18 protein-coding genes are annotated in these 20237 nt (G+C 70.8%); 8 read left to right on the top strand and 10 right to left on the bottom strand.

What is annotated here, in order from left to right:
• Window positions 1-189: 189 nt before the first annotated feature.
• From I5731_RS08760 to I5731_RS08740, 5 genes are all read right to left on the bottom strand, one after another.
• Window positions 190-1200, bottom strand: coding sequence for an aldo/keto reductase (locus tag I5731_RS08760; protein WP_197311181.1), 1011 nt, complete (start codon window positions 1198-1200; stop codon window positions 190-192).
• A gap of 11 nt (window positions 1201-1211) precedes the next feature.
• Entirely contained in the window at window positions 1212-1790 is a 579-nt protein-coding gene (locus I5731_RS08755; RefSeq protein ID WP_197310970.1) for a type 1 glutamine amidotransferase domain-containing protein, read from the bottom strand.
• A 111-nt stretch (window positions 1791-1901) separates the two neighbouring features.
• Window positions 1902-3149: an MFS transporter gene (locus tag I5731_RS08750; RefSeq protein WP_197310969.1), complete on the bottom strand. Its 1248-nt coding sequence runs from the start codon at window positions 3147-3149 to the stop codon at window positions 1902-1904.
• A 136-nt stretch (window positions 3150-3285) separates the two neighbouring features.
• Window positions 3286-4044, bottom strand: a complete 759-nt coding sequence (locus tag I5731_RS08745; RefSeq protein WP_197310968.1) for an alpha/beta fold hydrolase — start codon at window positions 4042-4044, stop codon at window positions 3286-3288.
• Between the two features lie 62 nt (window positions 4045-4106).
• Window positions 4107-5072, bottom strand: a complete 966-nt coding sequence (locus tag I5731_RS08740) for a helix-turn-helix domain-containing protein (RefSeq protein WP_197310967.1) — start codon at window positions 5070-5072, stop codon at window positions 4107-4109.
• Window positions 5073-5373: 301 nt separating this feature from the next.
• On the opposite strand from I5731_RS08740, the gene I5731_RS08735 reads away from it, so the two are divergent.
• Window positions 5374-8226: an ATP-binding protein gene (locus I5731_RS08735; RefSeq protein WP_328838452.1), complete on the top strand. Its 2853-nt coding sequence runs from the start codon at window positions 5374-5376 to the stop codon at window positions 8224-8226.
• A 70-nt stretch (window positions 8227-8296) separates the two neighbouring features.
• The gene (locus I5731_RS08730) at window positions 8297-9565 is read left to right on the top strand and encodes an SMP-30/gluconolactonase/LRE family protein (protein ID WP_235981643.1); all 1269 of its coding nucleotides are present in this window, start codon (window positions 8297-8299) and stop codon (window positions 9563-9565) included.
• Between the two features lie 66 nt (window positions 9566-9631).
• Here the strand turns inward: I5731_RS08730 and I5731_RS08725 are convergent, their stop codons facing one another.
• Window positions 9632-10981, bottom strand: coding sequence for an MFS transporter (locus I5731_RS08725; protein WP_197310966.1), 1350 nt, complete (start codon window positions 10979-10981; stop codon window positions 9632-9634).
• Window positions 10982-11440: 459 nt separating this feature from the next.
• Here I5731_RS08725 and I5731_RS08720 point away from each other — a divergent pair, with 459 nt between their 5' ends.
• From I5731_RS08720 to I5731_RS08695, 6 genes are all read left to right on the top strand, one after another.
• Window positions 11441-11647 carry a 2TM domain-containing protein gene (locus I5731_RS08720; RefSeq protein ID WP_197310965.1) on the top strand — a complete coding sequence of 69 codons (207 nt, stop codon included), beginning with the start codon at window positions 11441-11443 and terminating at the stop codon, window positions 11645-11647.
• A gap of 114 nt (window positions 11648-11761) precedes the next feature.
• The gene (locus tag I5731_RS08715; RefSeq protein ID WP_235981642.1) at window positions 11762-12298 is read left to right on the top strand and encodes a cytochrome b; all 537 of its coding nucleotides are present in this window, start codon (window positions 11762-11764) and stop codon (window positions 12296-12298) included.
• A 4-nt stretch (window positions 12299-12302) separates the two neighbouring features.
• Window positions 12303-13322 (top strand): zinc-dependent alcohol dehydrogenase, encoded by a 1020-nt coding sequence (locus I5731_RS08710; protein WP_197310963.1) that lies wholly within the window; start codon window positions 12303-12305, stop codon window positions 13320-13322.
• Window positions 13323-13401: 79 nt separating this feature from the next.
• A complete protein-coding gene (locus I5731_RS08705; protein ID WP_197310962.1) occupies window positions 13402-13800 on the top strand; it encodes a 6-pyruvoyl trahydropterin synthase family protein in 399 nt (132 codons plus the stop codon).
• Window positions 13797-14894 carry a glycosyltransferase family 4 protein gene (locus tag I5731_RS08700; protein WP_210336268.1) on the top strand — a complete coding sequence of 366 codons (1098 nt, stop codon included), beginning with the start codon at window positions 13797-13799 and terminating at the stop codon, window positions 14892-14894. Before I5731_RS08705 ends, I5731_RS08700 begins: the two co-directional genes overlap by 4 nt.
• A complete protein-coding gene (locus I5731_RS08695) occupies window positions 14891-15688 on the top strand; it encodes a class I SAM-dependent methyltransferase (RefSeq protein ID WP_197310961.1) in 798 nt (265 codons plus the stop codon). Before I5731_RS08700 ends, I5731_RS08695 begins: the two co-directional genes overlap by 4 nt.
• A 286-nt stretch (window positions 15689-15974) precedes the next feature.
• On the opposite strand, the gene I5731_RS08690 is transcribed toward I5731_RS08695, so the two are convergent.
• The 4 genes from I5731_RS08690 to I5731_RS08675 form a co-directional block, all read right to left on the bottom strand.
• Window positions 15975-17624 (bottom strand): alkaline phosphatase family protein, encoded by a 1650-nt coding sequence (locus I5731_RS08690; protein WP_197310960.1) that lies wholly within the window; start codon window positions 17622-17624, stop codon window positions 15975-15977.
• Window positions 17621-18385 carry an FkbM family methyltransferase gene (locus I5731_RS08685; protein WP_197310959.1) on the bottom strand — a complete coding sequence of 255 codons (765 nt, stop codon included), beginning with the start codon at window positions 18383-18385 and terminating at the stop codon, window positions 17621-17623. The genes I5731_RS08690 and I5731_RS08685 overlap by 4 nt, the downstream gene beginning before the upstream one ends.
• Window positions 18382-19188 (bottom strand): CDP-alcohol phosphatidyltransferase family protein, encoded by an 807-nt coding sequence (locus tag I5731_RS08680; RefSeq protein WP_197310958.1) that lies wholly within the window; start codon window positions 19186-19188, stop codon window positions 18382-18384. Before I5731_RS08680 ends, I5731_RS08685 begins: the two co-directional genes overlap by 4 nt.
• 169 nt (window positions 19189-19357) lie before the next feature.
• A complete protein-coding gene (locus tag I5731_RS08675) occupies window positions 19358-20125 on the bottom strand; it encodes an SDR family NAD(P)-dependent oxidoreductase (RefSeq protein WP_197310957.1) in 768 nt (255 codons plus the stop codon).
• Window positions 20126-20237 lie beyond the last annotated feature (112 nt).

Here is a 20237-nt window from a genome sequence, read left to right as displayed (position 1 = left end):
GCTCCACAACCGACAACGCCTGCCACGGCATGGACGGCCTCCCTCAAGAACCGAATCCAGCCAGCGAGAACTGTCGATGATGTCCCGGAACACCCGTCGGTCATGTCCCCGGTCTGAACAGACGTGATCGCGACCCGGTCGCTGTTCGGCCCTACGCGATCTAATCCGGCGAGGGCCCGGACCTCGAATCTAGTTCGACGGCAGCGGCGCATCGGGGTGGATCAGCCCCGCGGCGCGCAGGTCCTTCCAGAAGCCGGCCGGGATCTCTTGTTCGAACGCCGCCCGATCCTCTTCAATTCGCTGCGGTTTGCTGGCGCCAGGGATGGCTGCGGCAACGGCGGGATGGGCAAGGACGAACTGCAGCCCGGCCGCCTTGACCGAAATGTCATGCCGTCGCGTGAGGTCGCCGATACGGTCGACCTTCTCGCGGATCGCGGGCGTGACGGGGGCATATTCGAAGTTCGGGCCGCCCACCAGTGCGCCGGAGCTGTAAGGGCCGCCGGATACGATCTCCAGCCCCGCCTCGACGACGGCGGGCATCACCCGTTGCAGGGCGCGATCGTGATCGAGAAGCGTATAGCGTCCGGCGAGGAGAAAGCCGTCGGGGCGGGGCTCGTCGAGGGCAAGCAGCAGTTCGATCGGCTCGACGCGGTTGACGCCGAGCCCCCATGCCTTGATCACACCCTCGTCGCGCAGCCGGTCAAGGGTGCGGAAGGCGCCCTTGCGGGCGGTCTCGAACACCGACAGCCACTCGTCGAGGTAAAAATCCTGGGCGACATCGTGGACGAAGACGATCTCGATCCGGTCCGTCCTGAGCCGGGCGAGGCTGTCCTCGATCGATCTCAGCGTCCCATCGGCCGAATAGTCATTGACGATCCGGTTGGGCCGGCCATGGCGGAAGACCTCGCCCTTTTCACCGAAGTCGCGCTCGGAGACATCCTCGATCTCATCGAGAACGATCCGTCCGACCTTGCTGCTGAGCACGAACTCCGACCTCGGCTTGCCCGCGAGCATTTCGCCGAGGCGCAACTCGGCGAGACCAGCGCCATAGAAGGGCGCCGTGTCGTAATAGCGGATGCCGGCGTCCCAGGCGGCATTCACGGTCGCCTCGGCCTCGGCGTCGGGGATGGCACGGAACATGTTGCCGAGCGGCGCTGAGCCGAAACCGATCCGGCCGGGAATGATGTCACTCAATTTCATGGCGAAGTCCTTCATGAGCGGAGCCGGGCAAGGACGAGACCTGCCAGTTGCGCGGAGGATTGCGGATTCTGGCCGGTCAGAAGGCGTCCGTCCGCGACCGTATGGGAGGCGAAGGTTCCGGCCGCGACATGCCAGGCGCCGAGCTCCTTCAGGCGCGTCTCGAGCAGGAACGGCACGTTGGCCTCGCTGTGTCCCGACCTCTCCTCGGCATCGGTGAAGGCGGCGATCTTGCGGCCTGCGATGAAGGGGGTGCCATCGGGCCGTCGCATGCCGACGAAGACGGCGGGCGCATGGCAGATCGCCGCGATGAGGCGCCCGCTCTCGTCGAAGCGGAACAGAAGATCGTGCAGCCGGCGATTGAACGGCATGTCGAACATCGTGCCGTGCCCGCCCGGCAGGAAGACGGCGTCGAAATCCGCTTCCGGCAACATGTCGAAGGCCGGAGGGCCCGCAAGCGCGGCGAGAGGCCGGGACCAGGCGGCGGCCTTGTCGCCGGTCGGCACGCTCCGCGGGTCGAGCGGCACCTCGGCGCCCGTCACCGAGGCGACCGTGACCGCGTGGCCCGCCTCGGTCAGGGCGAGCCACGGCACGGCGAATTCTTCGAGCCATAGACCGGTCGCCGTGCCGTCGAGCAGGTGGCCGTGACTGGTGAGAATGAAAAGGATGCTGGACATCGGGGCGGTCCTTGCGGTGGAGGGCGATCATTCCGGCCGTGGCAGGCCGCGCCGGATCGCCAGAAACAGGGCGAGCCCCGAGGCCGTCAGCGCAAAGCCGGCCCAGACCGTCGACAGGAGGCCGAGACCGGCGCCGATGGTGAGCCCGCCCGCCCAGGCGCCGAGTGCATTGGCAACGTTGAGGGAGGCAAGGTTCAGGGCCCCCATCAAGGTGGCGCTCTCCGGTGCAAGGCCGGTCAGGCGAACCTGGATGGACGGGATCGCCGCCATCGTCGTCGCACCGACGCCGAACATGGCCGGATAGAACACCCAGGTGGACCCGCCCCAGACGCCGAGCAGGACCAGCACCGCGAGCGCGCTGGCGTATCCGAAGATCAGGCCACGATCCGGATGCCGGTCGGCGAGGCGGCCGCCGACGAGGTTGCCCGCCGTCATCCCGACGCCGAAGAGCGCCAGCGCGATCGGGATCATCTCAGGCGGCGCCGCGATGAGATCGGTCACGAAGGGCGCGATGAAGGTGTAGACCGCAAAAATGCTGGCGATGCCGAGGGCCGCCACGGCCATCATCAGCCAGACGCGGAACCGGCGCATGGCGGCGAGTTCGTGGCTGATCGACGCCCCGCCCAGCGCCGTGCAGTGCGGCACGAAGCTCCAGAGCGCGGCGAGGGACAGACAGCCCATGGCCGCAATGCCGAGATAGGTCTGGCGCCAGCCGATCGTCTGACCGAGCCAGGTCGCCATCGGCGCGCCGGCGATGGTCGCGACCGTCAGCCCCGTCATCACGATGGCGAAGGCGAAGCCGGAACGCCCCGGCCCCAGAAGATACGAGGCAACGACCGCGCCGGCGCCGAAATACGCCCCCTGCGGCAGGCCGCTGACGAAGCGTGCCACGGCAAGTCCGCCGATGCTTGCCGCAAAGGCCGAGAGGATGTTGCCGAGCACGAAGACGGCGATCAGCGCGAGGAGAAGGCTGCGCCGGTTCCATCGTGCCGCCGCGAGGGTCAGCGCCGGCGCGCCGACCACGACGCCGATCGCATAGGCGGTGATCGCGTGCGTCGCCGTCGGCAGGTCGATGCCGAGATCGGCCGTGAAAAGCTGGATCATGCCCATACTGGCAAACTCGGTCGTGCCGATGCAGAAGGTGCCGAGCGCAAGGGCGAGGAGGCCCGGAAGGGTCGCGCGGCGCCTCGTCTCCCCGGCGCGGGACGCGGCGGTGCTCCGGCCGGGGACCGTCGTGGCGGAGGCGGTCGGGTGGCTTTCGGACGGCAGGGACATGCGGCTGGTCCTCCGGATGTCGAAAACGGGCGGCGAAAAGGAGCCGGCGGCGGGGAGAACGCCGCCGGCTCAGGGCGCGCGGCGTGGGAGGGCGCCGGGCTGCAACCCGGAACGGATCGGTCGATCGGTCGGCCGTCTATTCGGTGGACCCGCCCACGGCCGCGAGGATCGCCTCGGCGACGGCGCCGGGCTGCGAAAGAATGACGGCATGGCTGGCGGCGGCGTGCTTCACCGTCGCCCCCATACGCGCGGCGAAGAACTGCTGCAGCGGCGGCGGGATGATCTGGTCCTGATCGGCGATCAGGAACCAGCTCGGCTTCTCGGCGAAGGCCGGACGGCTGACCTTGCCGTCGAACGCGCCGGCAAAGAGCGGTGCCTGCACGGCGGCCAGAAGCGCGGACTCGCCGGCCGGCAGATCCGGCGCGAAATACTTCGCCATGCCTTCGCTGGCCCAGGTCAGATAGCCGCCCGCATCGGCATGGATTTCGCCGAACCAGACCGGCTGTCCGTGCTGGCCGACGATGCTGTTGACGGATTCGCCTGCGGCCGGGGCAAAGGCGGCGACATAGACGAGTGCGCGTACCTTGTCGTTGGTGCCGGCCTCGGTGATGACGGCGCCACCATAGGAATGGCCGACGAGGATGACGGCCCCCGGCTGATCATCGATGACGCGGCGCGTCGCGGCCACATCGCTCTCGAAGGAGGCGGCGGAATTGTGGACCGCATGAACGGTCAGCCCCTCGGCCTGCAGCATCGGCACCACCCGCTCCCAGCTCGAGCCGTTGGCCCAGGCACCATGCACGAGGATGATGACCGGCCGGTCCTGCGCCAGAGCGGCGGAGACGAGCCCGGTCGTCGACAGGGCGGCGGCGGCAATGGTCTGTTTCAAGGACATCGGCTTTCCTCGCTTCGAGACGGGCATGCCGCAGGAACGCGGCGGCCCCGATCGCCTCTTCCCTAAAGCGCGAGGCTGTCTCCGGTCTTTCGAGCGCTTGCCGTGTTGGCGGCAGATGTTGCCTTCGCACGCGCTGCATCGGGCATGCGGCGAGCGTGCAGCGCGCGATATTCGCCGGGCGTGAGACCCGATGCCTTGCGGAATGTCCTGGTGAAGTTCGCCTGGCTGCCGAAGCCCGCATCGAGCGCGACTTCGGCCAGCGGGCGGCGGGTCTCGGCAAGGAATGTTCGCGCCGCCGCGATCCGGCGCTCCATGAGGTAGCGGTGCGGCGGCCTTCCGGTCGTCTTCTGGAACAGGCGCGAGAAGTGAAACGGGCTGAGGCAGGCCGCGCCGGCGAGGTCTTCGAGCGACAGCGGTTCGGAGAGGCGATCCTCGATCAGGTCGAACACGCGCCGCAGCCGTATCGGGTCGAGTGTCCGGTCCCGTTCGGCGGGGCGCCAGCTTTCGCGGCGGTAATGCCCGACGAGATGGGCCGAGAGCGCCACCTTCAGACCTTCGGCAAAGAGCCTGTCCGGCGGAGCGCCGGCCCGGCCGAGCAGGCTGCGAAAGCCTGCGCCGAGGTGGGAGAGAGCCGGATCGGCAATGGCCGCGGCATAGGCGAGCGACGACCGGGCCGGGTCGAGTCCGAACTCGGCGAGCGCGCTGCCCTCCAGCACCTCCGCGGGCAGAAAGACGATCAGGCACTCGGCCGGACCGTCGAGCTCCAGCAGCGTTTCCTCTGTTCCGGCCGGAACCAGCCAGCTCGTTCCGGGCAACGCCAGACCTTCCTGCCGCTGCCCGTTGCCAATCCGTCTGACGTGGGCGTGGCCCGACAGGATGTGGAGAAACTCCGTGCAGGCCGGCCTGACGCACTGTTGTCGCCCCGGCGAAACCCGTCGGTGTTCGACGCGCAAGGCCTCCCACTCGGCGGCCCGGCCGACGAGGCTTCCGGCGTTGTATTTCTGGTCGCCATGGGTCTGAAGTGTCATCGGATTGTCCCCGTCGCCCGTCAGGTGGCGGCCCGGATGGCGCCAAGGTCGTCCGGCCACGCCGACACGGCGCGGACGACCCAAAACGTGCCCGCCGTTCCGATCCGGAGCGATGTCCGCCGCCCCGGGCATTGCATCCGGTCGACGATCGCTCCGGCACCATGGTGATCATCCGGCATGGCCCGGCGGCGGGGCCAGTTAAGTGAGGTTAAATTCCGGCATTGATCGTGGCTGAGGCGCGCGGGACGAGGCAGAATGCCGCGCACCGCCGTCGCGACGGGTCCGGCAAACGGAATTGGCTGTGCAGAAGCGCGTTCGCACCTTCGCTTTCGGTCCGTTCCGGCTGATGCCCGAGCGACAGATGCTGTTGCTGGCGGGTCACCCCGTCCGTATCGGCGGCCGTGCGCTCGACATACTGGTGACACTCGTCGAGCGGTCGGGCGAAATCGTCGGCAAGCGCGAGTTGATGGCCCGCGTCTGGCCCGACACGCTCGTCGAGGAAGGCAATCTCAAGGTCAACATGAACGCGCTGCGACGGGCCCTCGGCGAAGGCCCCGGCGCCCCGGTCTACATCGCCACGGTCGTGGGGCGCGGCTACCGCTTCGTCGCGCCGGTCACCGTAACCGAAGAGGCCGTTTTCACCCCCGCGGTCGATCCGCCGCGCCGCCACAACCTGCCGACCGCGAGCACCCGTCTCGTGGGCCGCAAGGAGGAAATGGCACAGATTGCGCGCGACATCGGCGAAACGCGGTTGGTCACGATCGTCGGACCCGGCGGCATCGGCAAGACGACGCTCGCGCTGGCGGTTGCCGAGACGATCCTCGACCAGCATGCCGACGGCCTCTGGCTGATCGATCTTGCCCCGCTCAAGGATGGCGGCCTCGTGGCAGGCGCCATCGCGACGGTGGTCGGGCTCTCGACCGATTCCGGAAGCACCGAGGCTGCGGTGGCCGACCAACTGCGAGGACGGCAGATGCTGCTGGTGCTCGACAGTTGCGAGCATCTCATCGATGGCGTTGCCGTCCTCGTCGACCAGATCCTGCTCCGCGCGCCGGGCGTCCGGTTTCTGGCGACCAGCCGCGAGCCCCTGAGGGTGACCGGTGAACGCGTGCGGCGGCTCGGCGGCCTCGATGCGCCGGGCAAGAGTGCCGGGCTGACGGCGGCCGAGGCTCTGACCTTCCCCGCCGTCCAGCTCTTCGTCCAGCGGGCGACGGACCAGCTCGAAACCTTCCGGCTGAGCGACGCCGATGCGGCCGGCGTCGCGGGGATCTGCCGCCGGCTCGATGGCCTGGCGCTCGCCATCGAGATGGCGGCGACCCAGATCGATGCCTTCGGTGTCGCCGGCCTCCACGACGAGGTCGAGCACCGGCTGCGGCTGCTCGAAGGGCGCCGTGGCGGCGCCGAGCGCCACCGGACGCTGGCCGCGACCATCGACTGGAGCTATGCGCTGCTGGCCGAGGACGAAAAGCGTGCCCTGCGCTGTCTGGCGACCTTCGCCTCCTCCTTCCGTCTCGACGCCGCGGGCGCCGTCGCCGCCACTGCCGGGCATGGCGCCGATGCGTTTGTCGGGATCGTCGGGCGGCTCGTCGCCAAATCGCTGCTGTCGGCGGAGGTGCGCGACCGCTCTGTCGTCTATCGACTGCTCGACACGACGCGGGACTTCGCGATCGCCAAGCTCGCGGAAGCGGGCGAGCTGGACAATGCCAGGCGGCGCCACGCGGAATTCACCCTCCGCAGCATCGAGCAGGCCGAACCGGGACCGGGCACGGTGATTGACTGGTCCGACCGGTGCAGCCAGACGATCGACGATATTCGCGAGGCCCTGCGCTGGGCCTTCGGCCCGTCCGGGGACGCGGGTTTGGCCATTCGCCTGACCGTGGAGGCGATCCGCTATTGGAAGCAGCTGTCGCTGCCGGAGGAATGCCGTGTCGCAGCCGAGCGGGCTCTCGACGACCGCTATGCCAAATGGCGCGACAGGACCGACGATCTGATCTTGAACATGACCCTCGGCGCGACGCTGCTGCACACCCGGGGGCCGATGGCGGAGGTCAAGGAGGCACTCGGCAAGGCGCTCGCGATCGCCGAGGACATCGGCGACGCTGAATTGCAGCTCGAATGCCTCAGCGGATTGTCCGAGTACGAACTGTGGACCGGCGACAGCCGCTCGGCGATGGCGATTGCCGAGAAGATTCAGGCGCTGTCCGGCCGTGGCCCTTCGGTCGCCGACGGCGGCGCCGATGCGCCCGCCGGCTCCGCACTCTCGTGGATGGGCGCCCTCGGCGCCGCGCGCCGGCGTCTGGAGGGCATCGTGCGTCGGCCGGTCAGTGCGCTCTCGCGGGACCCCGGCGCACGGTTCGATCTCGATCAGCGGCTGACGGCGCTCGGAACCCTGGCGACGGTGCAGTGGCTGCAGGGATTTCCCGACGAGGCGCAGGCGACGGCGGAAACGCAGCTTCGGGAAGCGGAGGCTTCCAACGACGCGGTCTCGCTCTGCTGCGCTCTGCTGCACGGCTCCCAGATCATCGCCATGTACAGGCGCGACTACGAGGCAGCCTGGCAGCATTACACGCGCGGACGGGCGCACGCCGACCGCCACGGGCTGAGGATCTGGCGCAACATGGCCGACTGTTCCTGCGGCCGGCTCCGTCTTTATGCCGGACGGCCGTTCGATCTTGCCGCCTATGGGCAGGCGCTCGAGGAGGTGCGCTCGGGCGGCTTCCGGATGCGCTACCCGAACTACCTCACCAACTATGGCGAGGCGCTGGCGAGACAGGGCGACCTTGCCTCCGGGCTCGCCGCGGTGGATGAGGCGATCGCGCTTTGCGAGGCCAACGGCCAGGTCGTGGGGATCCCGGAAATCCTTCGGATCAAGGCCAACATGATCCGGTTCGGCGATCCGGCGCGCGGTGCCGAAGCGGCGGACCTCTACCGCCTTTCGATCGCGAGGGCGCGCGCCGACGGCTCGCTGTCCTGGGAGCTGCGCTCCACGATCAGTCTCGTCCGGCACTGCCGTGGCCGGGGAGGAGACGACGACGCCGAAGCGATGCTCGCCGCGACCTATGCGCGGTTCACCGAGGGCTTTGGCTCCGGCGACCTCGTCCGCGCGCGCGCTCTGCTCGATGCGCGCAACCAGAGCGCCGGTCGGTCCGACTGATTGAGACGGACGCCGCAAGCCATTGTTTAAACAAGCATTATCTGATCGATCCTCGTTTCACGCCGCCCGGATGAGGCGCCGGGCCGGGTCGGCGCCGTCGGGCAGGGGACGGATCTGGCAAGATCGGGTGCAACGTCGGCAAGGACGGCCAAGACGACACGCCCAAATCGCGGCTATCCGGTTCGAACGGCGCCTCGGCCGCCGAATGTCCAACCGTGGAGGACGGGACGTGAGCTTTGCCCGGGGAATTGCCGCCATCGCCGGCCTCGTGCTGCTGGCAGGGCTGGCCTATCTGTGCCTCTGGCCGGTGCCGATCCAGCCGGTGGCCTGGTCGGCGGCGGAGCCAGCCGGCTTCACCGGCCCGTTCGCGCCGAACACCCGGCTCGCCGACCTGAACCACATCGACCTCGGCACGGACTTCGGACCGGAACATCTCGCCTTCGGTCCGGGCGGCAGGCTTTATGCCGCGATGACGAGCGGGGCGATCCTCAGCTTGGCGCCGGACGGCAGCGACCGCCGCGTCTTCGCCGAGACGGCCGGCCGGGTGCTGGGCTTTGCCTTCGACGCCGACGGCCGGATGATCGCGGCCGACGCGATGCTCGGCCTGCTGGCGATCTCCCCGGACGGCAAGCCGCAGTTCCTGACCGACCGGGTCAGTGACGGCGATCCGATCGGCTACGCCAATGCGGTCGTCGTCGCGCCCGACGGAACAATCTATCTGTCGGATTCCTCGACCCGTTTCCGGCCTGCCGACTGGGGCGAGACACTCGAGGCGAGCGTGCTCGATATTCTCGAGCAGTCGGCGAGCGGGCGGGTGCTCGCCTATGATCCGGCCACCGGTGAGACGCGCGTCGTGGCGAAGGGATTTTCGTTTGCCAACGGCATTGCGCTCTCGTCCGACGGCAAGAGCCTTTTCGTCGCCGAGACCGGCCGCTACCGGATCTGGAAGATCGCGACGGGCGCGCGCGACCTTGCGATCGGCCCGGGCGAGACCGACGCGACGATCTTGTTCGACAATCTTCCGGGCTATCCGGACAACCTGATGGCAGGCCGAGACGGCCGGATCTGGGTCGGTCTGTTCCGTCCCCGAAATCCGGCGGCCGACAGCCTCAGCGGGTGGCCGTCCCTGCGTTCGGTCATTGCCCGCCTGCCGAGGTCGATGCTGCCCCTCGGCGCGCCCTATTCCCACGTCTTTGCCATCGACGAGAGCGGCCGTGTCGTCGAGGATCTTCAGGATCCGAGCGGGGGCTATCCGGAGACGACCGGCGCGACGGAAACCGCCGACCGTCTCTACGTTCAAAGCCTCCACGCCCAAACGATCGGCTGGATGGCCCGGTGAGCGCCGGGTCTCCTTGCGCGAAGACGATTCAACGCCCGGCGCTTCGCCGCCGTGTCGATGGCTCGATCAGGACCGCGACGGCGACGGCCTCGCCGCACGCCGCAGTTCGGCGAGGCCACGCCGGATCGGCGGCGCGATGATGACGCAGGCCGCGAGCGCGGCGGCGAGGGCCACGGTTGCCATCGCCGGCTGAAGCGCGGCCTCGCTCCCGAAGACATGCTGTGCCACCAGTGGCACCAGCGACGGCCCCAGCCCGATGCCAACGAGCGCGGTCGCGGTCAGCGACAGGGCGATGGTCGTCGCACGCATGTCGGCGGGCACGCTCTCCTGCATCACGACATGGCCGATGACGTAGCCGCCGATCGAACCGAACGCCCAGATCGCAAAAGCAAGGCCGACGAAGGCGGGCGTCGCGGCAAGAAACACCGCCACGGCGCCCATCAGGGCGAGCGCATAGCAGCCGAGCAGCAGGACCACACGCGTCGCCGTGCCCCAGCGGCGGACGAAGGCATCGGAGAGCGTGCCCCCGGCGAGCGATGCCATGGCCCCGCTCGCGGTAATCGACAGCGCCAGGAGGCTGCCCGCATCTTGCGCGGAGAGGCCGTAGACGCGTTGCAGCAGCGTCGGCAGCCATGCGATCAGCCCGTAGTCGCCAATCCCGAGCGCACCCTTCACCATCGTGACCCGCAGCACCGACCCGTTGTCGGCGAGGAGCCGGCGGGCGACGGCGGAGAGCGGCAGAAAGCCGGCGGCATGGTGGCGCATCGGCTCGCGGATCATCAGGACGAGCGCGGCGACGACAAGTCCGGGCAGGCCGGCGACGATCATCAGGATGCGCCAGGACGACAGCCCGCCGACGAACGGTATCGACGCGAACGCCCCGCTTTCGATCAGCCCGAGAAGCTGCCCGCCGATGAAGAGCGCGGTGCCGGTCCCGAATGTGGCGCCGAGGGCGAAGACGCCGAGGGCGGTTCCCCTGCGGCGCGGCGCGAAGAGGTCGATGATCAGCGACGAGGCGGCCGGAATCAGCGTCGCCTCGCCGGCCCCCACGGCAAGACGCGCGGCGAAGAAACTGAAGAAATCCGTGGCGAAGCCGCAGGCGACCGTTGCGGCCGACCACAGGAGCACGCCGGCGGCGATCAGTCGGCGGCGGTTCACCCGGTCCGCGAGCCGTCCGCAGGGAAGGCCGGCGAGCGCGAAGATGATCGCGAACCCGGCGCCCTGCAACAGGCTGACCTCGATGTCGCTGAGCGACAGCTCGATGCGGATCGGGTCGACGACGAGGTTGAGGATGAACCGATCGGTGAAGGAAAGAAGCAGCGCGACCAGCAGCACGGCGACGGCATACCAGCCGCCTCGGACGGGTGAAGCCGCGTCGGCAACGGAGGCATCCTCACCTGTCGCTGGCCCGGCCATCTTCTGCCCTCGTCGCGTGCTGTCGAGGTCAAGCGCCAGCGGTCATGCCGGACAGGGCAAGGAGAACTCGCCGCGCCTGCGCCCGGACATCGCCATCAGCACGAGCAGTTTTCCCATGGCTCTCCTCGGGCGGCAAGGCATCGTCCGTGGGGCGTGCCACCGCTGCCGCAGAAAAAGCAAGATCCGTGCAGGTCGAGCGCAAGAGGGGCAAAGAACATGCGGCCCCGATGGGGGATCGTGACGCACAAGTGCGAAGGCGAAGCGGGGTGATGTCAAACGTCGCCACGATGGCTCCGGCGCCTTGTCCGGCCAGCGCAGGCACCGGACGCCGGTTTCGTTCCCGATCAGGCTCGGGAGGGGCTCGACGGTCGGATGCGTCCGCAACGTCGGCGCTTCCCGCATTCCGCCGCCACCCGCAGAAGCCGGCGGCCGGTACCCATTCGCATTCCGGAGGGCAACATGATCCCCATGAGTCCGGCGGGCCGTCGCCGCGCCGTCGCCATCCACGCCTTCGCCTTCGTCGTGACGATGATCGTGCTGCTGATCGTCAATATCGCGGTGGGCCCGCCCTGGTGGGTCCAGTGGCCGCTCCTCGGCTGGAGTATCGGCCTGCTCAGCCACTGGTTCTTCTCGATCGGACCGGGCGCACGCTCGGGGCCGGCCTGAGAATCCTCATCGCCTGTCGCGCCTGCCCGCGCCTCGACTTCCATCGCGCCCGCGCGGTTTTCCTGTTACCCTCCGTACCGGTTCCGCGGCCGGTCAACGGGGGGAGACATGGGCATGCGTACGGTGATGCCGACGATCGAGCGCTACGGCGTGGCGCAGCGATTGTTGCACTGGGGGGTGGTGCTGCTCGTCGTCGTGGTGTTTCCGCTCGGCGCGGTGATCAAGTTCGTCAAGGACGACGTGAAGCTCAGCTTCTACATGCTGCACGAGTCCTTCGGCTTCATCGTGCTGTGGATCATGCTGGCGCGCCTCGCGGTGCGGCTGTCGAATCCGCCGCCGCCGCACCCTTCCACCATGTCGCCGTTCCTCGAGAAGGTCGCCGGCTCGGTGCACGTGCTGCTCTATGTGGCGCTGATCGCGCAGCCGATCCTCGGTTTCCTGATGACCAACGCCTACGGCTTTCCGCTGCGCCTGTTCGACCTCGTGCCGATCTGGAGCCCGATCGGCAAGGACGAGGTGCTGGCCGGCTATCTGAAGCTCGGCCATGTCGCGCTCGGCTGGGCGATCCTCGCGCTGATCGCCGGCCACATCGGCGGCGCGCTCTACCATCACGTCATCCGCCGCGACGAAACCCTCTACCGGATCATCTGAGCGGATGACCGAGAATCCCGCCGCCGCAACGGCGCTCTGGTGCGTCGGCGGCGGCAAGGCCGAACTGCGCCGCACCGAACTGCCGCGAGCGGGCGGCGGCGAGGTGCTTGTGCGCACGCTCCATTCCGGCATCAGCCGCGGCACCGAGGCGCTGGTGTTTGCCGGCCGGGTGCCCGACAGCGAGCGGACGCGGATGCGCGCGCCGTTCCAGGACGGCGATTTTCCCTTTCCCGTCAAATATGGCTACGCCGCCGTCGGCGTGGTCGAGGCCGGGCCGGAGGACCTCCGCGGCCGCGCCGTGTTCTGCCTCCACCCGCACCAGGACCGCTTCGTCGTGCCGGCCGCCGCCGTCACGCCGCTGCCGGCCGGGTTGCCCCCCGCACGCGCGGTGCTCGCCGCCAACATGGAAACCGCCGTAAACGTCGTCTGGGACGCCGGCATCGCGCCGGGCGACCGCGTCGCCGTGGTCGGCGCCGGCGTCGTCGGCGCCCTCGTCGCCCACCTCGCCGCGCGCATTCCCGGCACGGAGGTGACGCTGGTCGACCGGCTGGAGAGCCGTGCAAGCCTAGCCACCCGTCTCGGCTGCCGCTTCGCGCAGCCGGATGACGCGGCGGCCGGGCTCGGCGAGGCCTGTGACGTCGTCGTGCACGCCAGCGCCAGCGCCGCGGGCCTCGCCACCGCGATCGGCCTCGCCGGCTTCGAGGCGGTGGTGGTCGAGGCGAGCTGGCACGGCGCCGGGCCGGTCGCCGTTGACCTCGGCGGCGCCTTCCACAGCCGGCGCCTGCGCCTCGTCTCGTCGCAGGTCGGCCACCTGCCGGCGTCCCGGCGCGGCCGCTGGGATTTTGCCCGCCGCCTCGCCCTTGCCCTCGATCTTCTCGGCGACGACCGTCTCGACGCGCTGATTTCGGGCGAGACGGCGTTCGCGGACCTCGCTGCGGCCTACCCGGCGATCCTCGCCGATGCCGGAACACTCTGCCACCGCGTGCGCTATGACGAGGGCACGGCGGCCGCTTCGGCGCCCTGAGCCCTCGCCATCGGCGCCGAAGCGCCTAGTTAACGCCCCTCGTTGCCGCGACGCCGTCGCCGCAGGACCGGAGAGCCAAATGTTTGCCGTCGAAGTCCGAGACCACATTATGATCGCCCACAGCCTGCCCGGCGCGGTGTTCGGCCCCGCCCAGGGCCTGCACGGGGCGACCTTCGTGGTCGATGCGGCCTTCTACGCCGAGGCACTCGACGACGACGGCCTCGTCGTCGACATCGGGCTCGCCACCGAGGCGCTCGGCCGCGTGCTGCAGCCGCTGCGCTACGCGAACCTCGACACCGTGCCCGCCTTCGCCGGCAAGGTCACCACGACCGAATTCCTGTCGAAGGTGATCTTCGACGGGCTCAGCGCCGAGATCGCCGCCGGCAAGCTCGGCGCCGGCGGCAGCCGCGTCGCCCGGCTGAAGGTACAGCTGCACGAAAGCCATGTCGCGCGCGCCTGGTACGAGGCGGCGCTTTGAGCCTTGCCCCCGCCCCGGCGGAGATCGTCTTCGCCATCCCGGGCGACCTCGAGGCCCCGACCGGGGGCACCGGCTATGACCGCCGGTTGATCGCCGAATGGCGCCGCGCCGGCATCCGCGTCCGCCACCTCGCCCTCGGCGCCGCGTTCCCGCACCCGGCGGCGGCCGACGCCGCCGACGCGGCGCGGCAGCTCGCCGGCCTCGGCGACGGCACCGTGGTGCTTATCGACGGCCTCGCCTTCGGCGCGCTGCCGGACCTCGCCCGGCGCGAGGCCGGCCGGCTGCGGCTCGTCGCCCTGGTGCACCATCCCCTCGCGCTCGAAACCGGCCTCGAGCCGGAAACGGCGCGCCGCCTCGCCGCGGCCGAGCGCGCCGCGCTGGAGGCGGCCGTCGCCGTCGTCACCACCAGCCCCGACACCGGCCGCCGCCTCGTCGCCGACTACGGCGTGGCGCCGGACCGGCTCACCGTCGCGGTCCCGGGCACCGACCCGGCCGAGTTTGCCGCCGCGAGCGGCGACCCGCCGCGCCTCCTCAGCCTCGGCAGCCTGATCCCGCGCAAAGGCCACGACGTGCTGATCGACGCGCTCGCCGCCGTCGCCGATCTTCCCTGGACCTGCCGCTGCGTCGGCGACGACCGCCGCGACCCGGACTGGGTGGCCGGCCTGCGCCGCCGGGTCGCCGAGCACGGGCTCGAAGCGCGCATCACCTTCGGCGGCGCCGCCGCCGATGTCGGCCCGGCGTTCGCCGCCGCCGACCTCTTCGTGCTCGCGTCCTGGTACGAGGGGTACGGCATGGCCTTTTGCGAAGCCGTGGCGCACGGCCTGCCCGTGGTCGGCTGCGCCGGCGGCGCGGTGGCCGAGGCGGTGCCCGCCGGCGCCGGCCGGCTCGTCGCCCCCGGCGACGCGGCCGCCTTCGCCGCGGCGCTGCGGCCGCTGCTCGCCGACGCGGACGTCCGCCGCGCGGCACGCGATGCCACCCGGGCCGCTGCCGCCGACCTGCCGCGCTGGCCGGAGACCGCGGCGATCGTCGCCGACGTACTCGCCGCCGCCGGCTCGTTCCCCGCCCTCCTCGCCCGCGCCGGAGCCGACCGATGAGCTTTTCCGTCCGCTGGCTCGACCTGCGCGCCCCCGCCGACAGCGGAGCGCGCGACCCGGCCCTGCATGCCGCCGCCGCCGACTGGCTGCGTGCCGTCGCTGCCCCGCTCGCCGTCGACCTCGGCAGCGGCACCGGCGCGACGCTGCGCGCCTTCGACCCGCTCGCCCCGGCAGATCTCCGCTGGCGCCTCGTCGACGCCGACGCCGGCCTGCTCGCCGAGGCGAAGGCCCGCTCCGGCCCGCGCGCGGAGACCGTCGTCGCCGATCTCGCCGCCGACGCCGTGCTGCCGGTCGCCGGCGCCCGGCTGATCACCGCCTCGGCGCTGTTCGACCTCGTCTCGGTCGCATGGATCGAGCGGCTGGCGGACGCGGCGACGGCGGCCGGCGCCGCGGTCTATGCGGCGCTGTCGTACGATGGCGTGATGCACTTCGACCCCGCCCACCCGCTCGACGCCGAGGTGACGGAGCTCTTCAACCGCCACCAGCGCAGCGACAAGGGGTTCGGACCCGCGCTCGGCCCCGATGCCGCCGCCACCGCGGCAGCGGTGTTCGCCGCCCGCGGCTACCGGGTCGTGACGGCGCCGAGCCCGTGGGAGATTGCCGGAACGACGGCGGACGAGGCGCCGGAGACGGCCGCCTTCCGGGAGCAGTTGCTGACCGGCATCGCCGGCGCCGCACGCGAGATAAACCCGGCGGCAAAGGCCGCGATCGACAACTGGCTGGCGTTCCGCCTCGCCGCCCCCGGTATCATCCGCATCGGCCACGGCGACCTGCTGGCGCTGCCGCCCGGCTGAGGGCGGGCGCAAGGGGTCAAGAGATCGCCCGCCGGACTTCGCTGATGCCCGCCGGACTTCGCTGAGATGAGCCCCCTCGCGATCGTCATCGCCGGGCTTGACCCGGCGACCCAATGGCCGTGCGGCATAGTGCGAGCCAAGAGATTGATCGCTTGCAAGAATTCCATTGCGAGCCAAAACCCGTTCAGGACGGCGAGTGGGTCACCGGCTCAAGGCCGGTGATGACGGTCGCGAGGCTGGAAAACCCGACGACCGCCGCCACTTGCCCGAACCGGAAGCGCCGGGGTCAGGGTGCGTCGGAGAACGTTCGCACCAGCCGCGCGCGAAAATCCTCCATCGGCAGCGGCTCGGCGGCGGGGTCCGGCAGCAGGCCGGCCTGCCAGTTCCAACGGCTAAGCGCCGCATGCACGGCCGGGTCGGCGGCGATGACGTGCATCGGCACGCGCCGCCCGGCGTCGTCGCCGGTGATCAGCGGCGCGGGCTGATGGTCGCCGACGACGAAGGCGACGAGGTCCGGTCCGCCCTTGTCGGCGAGATAGGCCGCGACCGTCTCGACCGCATATTCGATCGAGAGGCGATACTGCAGCCGCACGCGCTCGGAATCCCGCCAGACCACGTCGGGCGGATCGCCGCTCGACGCCATGTCATTGAACACACTGCCGTCGCCGACGTCGTCCCAGTCGACGAGGGTCGGGATCGGCGTCCACGGCGCGTGGCTCGAGATCAGCGCGATCTCGGCCATCACCGGCCGGCGCGGCCCGGGGGGGCGCTCGAAGCGGTCGAAGGCGGCCAGCGTGTACTGGTCCGGCATCGTCACCCAGTTGAACGGCTTGCCGCGATAGGCGAGCCCCTCGGAATCATAGATCGCGTCGTAGCCGAAGAAGGCGCTTTCCGGCCAGTCCATGGTGATCGCCGGCATCACCGCCACCGTGCGCCAGCCGGCGCGGCGGAAGTCGCGGTTGAGCGTGCCGCGGCTGCTGCCGATCAGCCGGTCGTAGCGGCGCTGGTTGTCGACGCGCAGGCCGGCGAGCAGCGCGCCGTGCGCCAGCCAGCTCTGGCCGCCGACGGTGGGCGAGACGAGGTAGCCGCTGGTGACGCCGAGCCCGGCGCTTTCCAGCCGCTCTGCCGCCCGGCCGAGCGCGGCGGTGACGGCCGGCGCATAGCGCGGGTCTTCCAGCGCGCTGCTGCCGTAGGATTCGACAAAGACGACGAGCACGTCCTTGCCGGCGAGCGCGGGCGCGTTGAGCAAGGCCTCATCCGGCAGGCCCATCACCGGATCGATCGCCGCCGCCGCGTCGAATTCCGTGATGTCGTCGAGGCTGCGCAGCGACGCGGTGACGTGGGTGGCGGCAAAGCGGGTCGCGGCGAAATCCGCGCGCGGCGGCTGCCCCTGCGGCGTGGCGACCTGCGCCGCCCCGCCGAGCGCGAGGCCGAGGCCGGCGAGAAGCGCCGTGCGGACCGGCCACCGGGCCGCCGCGGCGCCGAGCCGGCCGACCGCCCAGACGAAGAGCGCGCCGAGCAGCACGAGCGCGACACCGGCCGCGGCGAAGGCCGCCGCCGCCCCGGCCCGGCCCACCGATCCCGACAAAAGGTTCCATCCGGCGCCGAGCAGCGGCAGGTCGAGCACCACCTCGAACGGCCGCCCGAACGCCGTGCGCGAGCCGATGTCGGCGAGCTTGGCCGTGACGACGAGGGTGAGCACCAGCCCGGCCGCCGCCGTGACCATCGTGCGGAGCGCCCGCGGCAACCAGGCGGCGGCGACGAGCAGCAAGAGCAGGGCCGGCAGTTCCAGCGGCAGCGGCAGCGCCATGCCCGGCAGCGTCAGCCGGCTGCTCCGGTCGGGCAGTTGCAACGCCGCGAGCACGGCGATGACGGCGATCATCGGCCCAAGCCAGCCGACCCGCCGCCGGGCCGCGGCGGGCGCCCCTGCGGTCATCGCAGCGTTTCCGCGGCCGCCGGCCGGGCGTAGAGGTCGCCCGACGGGGCGCCCGCGGGCAGCGCGGTGAGGTCCGCGCGCATCGCCTCGGCGTCGCGCCAGGCGGCATGGACAAAGCCGTGCCGCTCGCCCTCGACCCGGTTGTAGGCGTGGCGGCCGAGGCTTTCGAGCCGCGCGATCGAGGCGTAGGCGACCTCGATCGCCGCCGGCAGGTACTCCACCGCCACCAGCGGAAGGGGCTGCGACAGGCCGGCGAGGATCTCCGCCTCCATGCCCTCGACGTCGATCTTCACGAAGGCCGGGATGCCGTGCTCGGCGATCAGCAGGTCGAGCGTCGTCACCGGCACCTCGATCAGCCGGTCCCAGACCACGTCGCCGAAGCCCGAGCTCGACCGCACGCGCTCGATCCAGTCGGGCGACAGGCTGGAGACGGTCGGGTGTCGCCGCGAGACGGCGAGCGCCAGCCGCCCGGGCCGCGCCCCGACCGCCTCGCGGCGCAGCACCACGCCGCGGCGCGGCAGGATCATTTCCAGCAGCCGATGGAACGCCGGTTGCGGCTCCAGCGCGACGACGCGCGCCCCGGCCGCGACCAGCGCCCGCGTCCGGCTGCCGACATGGGCGCCGACGTCGAAGGCGAGGTCGCCCGGGCGGACGAGGTCGCGGTAGAACCGCCGCAGCCGCCGCGTCTTCCATGGCTGGCCGTAGTAGACGGCGAGCGAACGGGCGAGCCCGGCGAGGGTCGGCAGGTCGGGGAGGCTCACGTCGCCCGCGCTTCGCGGCGCGCGAGCCGCAGCCGCCAGAGGATGTCGACGAGGAAGGAATAGCCGAGCAGCGCCAGCGCGGCGACGGCGAGGGCCTCGCTCGCCGGCGGCACCACGACGGGCATCGCGAGCAGCACCAGCGTCACCCCCTGCACCACGCACACGGTTTTCCGCCGCAGCGACGGCGGCAGCGGGCCGGCGAGCGCGGGCACGAGCCAGCCGGCGACGACGAAGGCATAGCGCATGCCGCCGATGGCGAGCGCGAACCAGCCGGCCTTGTCCAGCACCACGGCGAGCACCGACAGCGCGAGGATCAGCAGCGCGTCGATTTCCATGTCGAAGCGGGCGCCGAAGGCGGTTTCCCGGCGAAACCGCCGTGCGATCCAGCCGTCGAGCCCGTCGAGCAGGATCGCCGCCGCGGCGAGCAGCGCCACCAGCCAGGCGCCGAGAAGGTCCGGCCGATAGCCCGTCAGCGCGCTTTCGGCGACATGGCCGATCAGGCCGACGGTGATCACCGCCCGCAGCAGGGTGACGATGTTCGGCCAGCCGAAGGCTCCGGCCGGCGCCGCGACCGCGACGGCCCAGACCACCCCGCCATAGAACACGATCGCCGCGAGCAGCGACGCGGGCGACGGCGCCAGCACCCCGCCGGCGACCAGCGCCACGGCGAGCGCGCCGAGGCCGAGCGCGCCGAGCCACAGCGCCTGCACGGCGCTGACGCCCCGCGGGGCGTCGGCATGGCCAGATGTCCTGACTTGAGTCCCGGCCGGACCATCGGCCGACGGCGTCGTCGAATATTTCATCATTGCTCCAGCACACCTTTCGCCCCAGGGCGAGGGCGGCCGGAATAAACGATCCGGACGTGGCAAATCTGGATCAATGCCGGCAAAACGCAAGGGGCTGTTCTCTCTACGCGCGGGGATACCGAATGGGTTTCACCGCGCCGCCGCCGGACGGCCCCGGCAGGCTCCCTCAGACCGATCCGGCCTCGACGAGGAAGTTGTTCGCGGTGCACATCGCGGCGTCGTCGGAGGCGAGGAACAGCACCATCCGGGCGATGTAGACCGGCTCGATCAGGTCCGGAAGGCACTGGTTTGCAAGGTGTTTTGCCAGCGATTCCGGCGTCGCCCACAGCTGCTTCTGCCGCTCGGTCATCACCCAGCCCGGCACGACCGTGTTCACGCGAATGCGATGCGGGCCGAGGTCGCGCGCAAATGAACGTGTCATGCCGTGCACGGCGGCCTTCGACGTGGTGTAGACCGGCATGCCGCCGACCGCCTCGAACCAGGAGTTCGAGCCGAGGTTGATGATCGAGCCGCCCTTGGCGGCGGCGATCATGCCCGGCGCCACCGCCTGGGTGGCGAAGAACATGTGGCGCAGGTTGGCCGCGATCCGCTCGTCGTAATAGTCCGGCGTCACGTCCTGCCAGCCGTGGCGGTCGTCGCGGGCGGCGTTGTTGACGAGCACGAACGCCGGGCCGAGCGCCGCCTCCAGCGCCGCGAACGCCCGCTGCAGCGCCGCGATGTCGCGCAGGTCGCAGGCTTCGAAGTGGGCGCTGCCGCCGCCGGCGACGATCTCCGCCGCCAGCGCCGCACCACGCTCCACGTCGATGTCGACGAAGCCGACGCGCGCGCCCTGGTCCGCAAACGCGCGCACGATCTCCTCGCCGATGCCCGAGGCGCCGCCGGTGACGAAGACGGTGGCCGCGTCGAGGCTCGGATAGCTGGCGAAACGGGACATCGGGGATTCCTTCTGCAGGCCTTGGCGGCGGCGACGCACCGCGGGATCGTTCCGCCCCGGGGTGTCGACAATCGCGGGCGTTTGGTCAAGCGGACGACGACGATCTGGTCAC

Origin of the sequence: Methylobrevis albus, assembly GCF_015904235.1 — a bacterium.
In the GTDB taxonomy this organism is placed as follows: domain Bacteria; phylum Pseudomonadota; class Alphaproteobacteria; order Rhizobiales; family Pleomorphomonadaceae; genus Methylobrevis_A; species Methylobrevis_A albus.
This window is presented reverse-complemented; position numbering and strand designations above follow the sequence as displayed.

Excerpts from the sequence above, each read along its gene's own strand:
- I5731_RS08690 (WP_197310960.1), bottom strand. The coding sequence starts at position 17,624 with ATGACCGCAGGGGCGCCCGCCGCGGCCCGGCGGCGGGTCGGCTGGCTT.
- I5731_RS08745 (WP_197310968.1), bottom strand. The coding sequence starts at position 4,044 with ATGTCCTTGAAACAGACCATTGCCGCCGCCGCCCTGTCGACGACCGGG.
- I5731_RS08695 (WP_197310961.1), top strand. The coding sequence starts at position 14,891 with ATGAGCTTTTCCGTCCGCTGGCTCGACCTGCGCGCCCCCGCCGACAGC.
- I5731_RS08675 (WP_197310957.1), bottom strand. The coding sequence starts at position 20,125 with ATGTCCCGTTTCGCCAGCTATCCGAGCCTCGACGCGGCCACCGTCTTC.
- I5731_RS08705 (WP_197310962.1), top strand. The coding sequence starts at position 13,402 with ATGTTTGCCGTCGAAGTCCGAGACCACATTATGATCGCCCACAGCCTG.
- I5731_RS08715 (WP_235981642.1), top strand. The coding sequence starts at position 11,762 with ATGCGTACGGTGATGCCGACGATCGAGCGCTACGGCGTGGCGCAGCGA.
- I5731_RS08680 (WP_197310958.1), bottom strand. The coding sequence starts at position 19,188 with ATGAAATATTCGACGACGCCGTCGGCCGATGGTCCGGCCGGGACTCAA.
- I5731_RS08720 (WP_197310965.1), top strand. The coding sequence starts at position 11,441 with ATGATCCCCATGAGTCCGGCGGGCCGTCGCCGCGCCGTCGCCATCCAC.
- I5731_RS08750 (WP_197310969.1), bottom strand. The coding sequence starts at position 3,149 with ATGTCCCTGCCGTCCGAAAGCCACCCGACCGCCTCCGCCACGACGGTC.
- I5731_RS08740 (WP_197310967.1), bottom strand. The coding sequence starts at position 5,072 with ATGACACTTCAGACCCATGGCGACCAGAAATACAACGCCGGAAGCCTC.
- I5731_RS08730 (WP_235981643.1), top strand. The coding sequence starts at position 8,297 with ATGAGGCGCCGGGCCGGGTCGGCGCCGTCGGGCAGGGGACGGATCTGG.
- I5731_RS08710 (WP_197310963.1), top strand. The coding sequence starts at position 12,303 with ATGACCGAGAATCCCGCCGCCGCAACGGCGCTCTGGTGCGTCGGCGGC.
- I5731_RS08760 (WP_197311181.1), bottom strand. The coding sequence starts at position 1,200 with ATGAAATTGAGTGACATCATTCCCGGCCGGATCGGTTTCGGCTCAGCG.
- I5731_RS08725 (WP_197310966.1), bottom strand. The coding sequence starts at position 10,981 with ATGGCCGGGCCAGCGACAGGTGAGGATGCCTCCGTTGCCGACGCGGCT.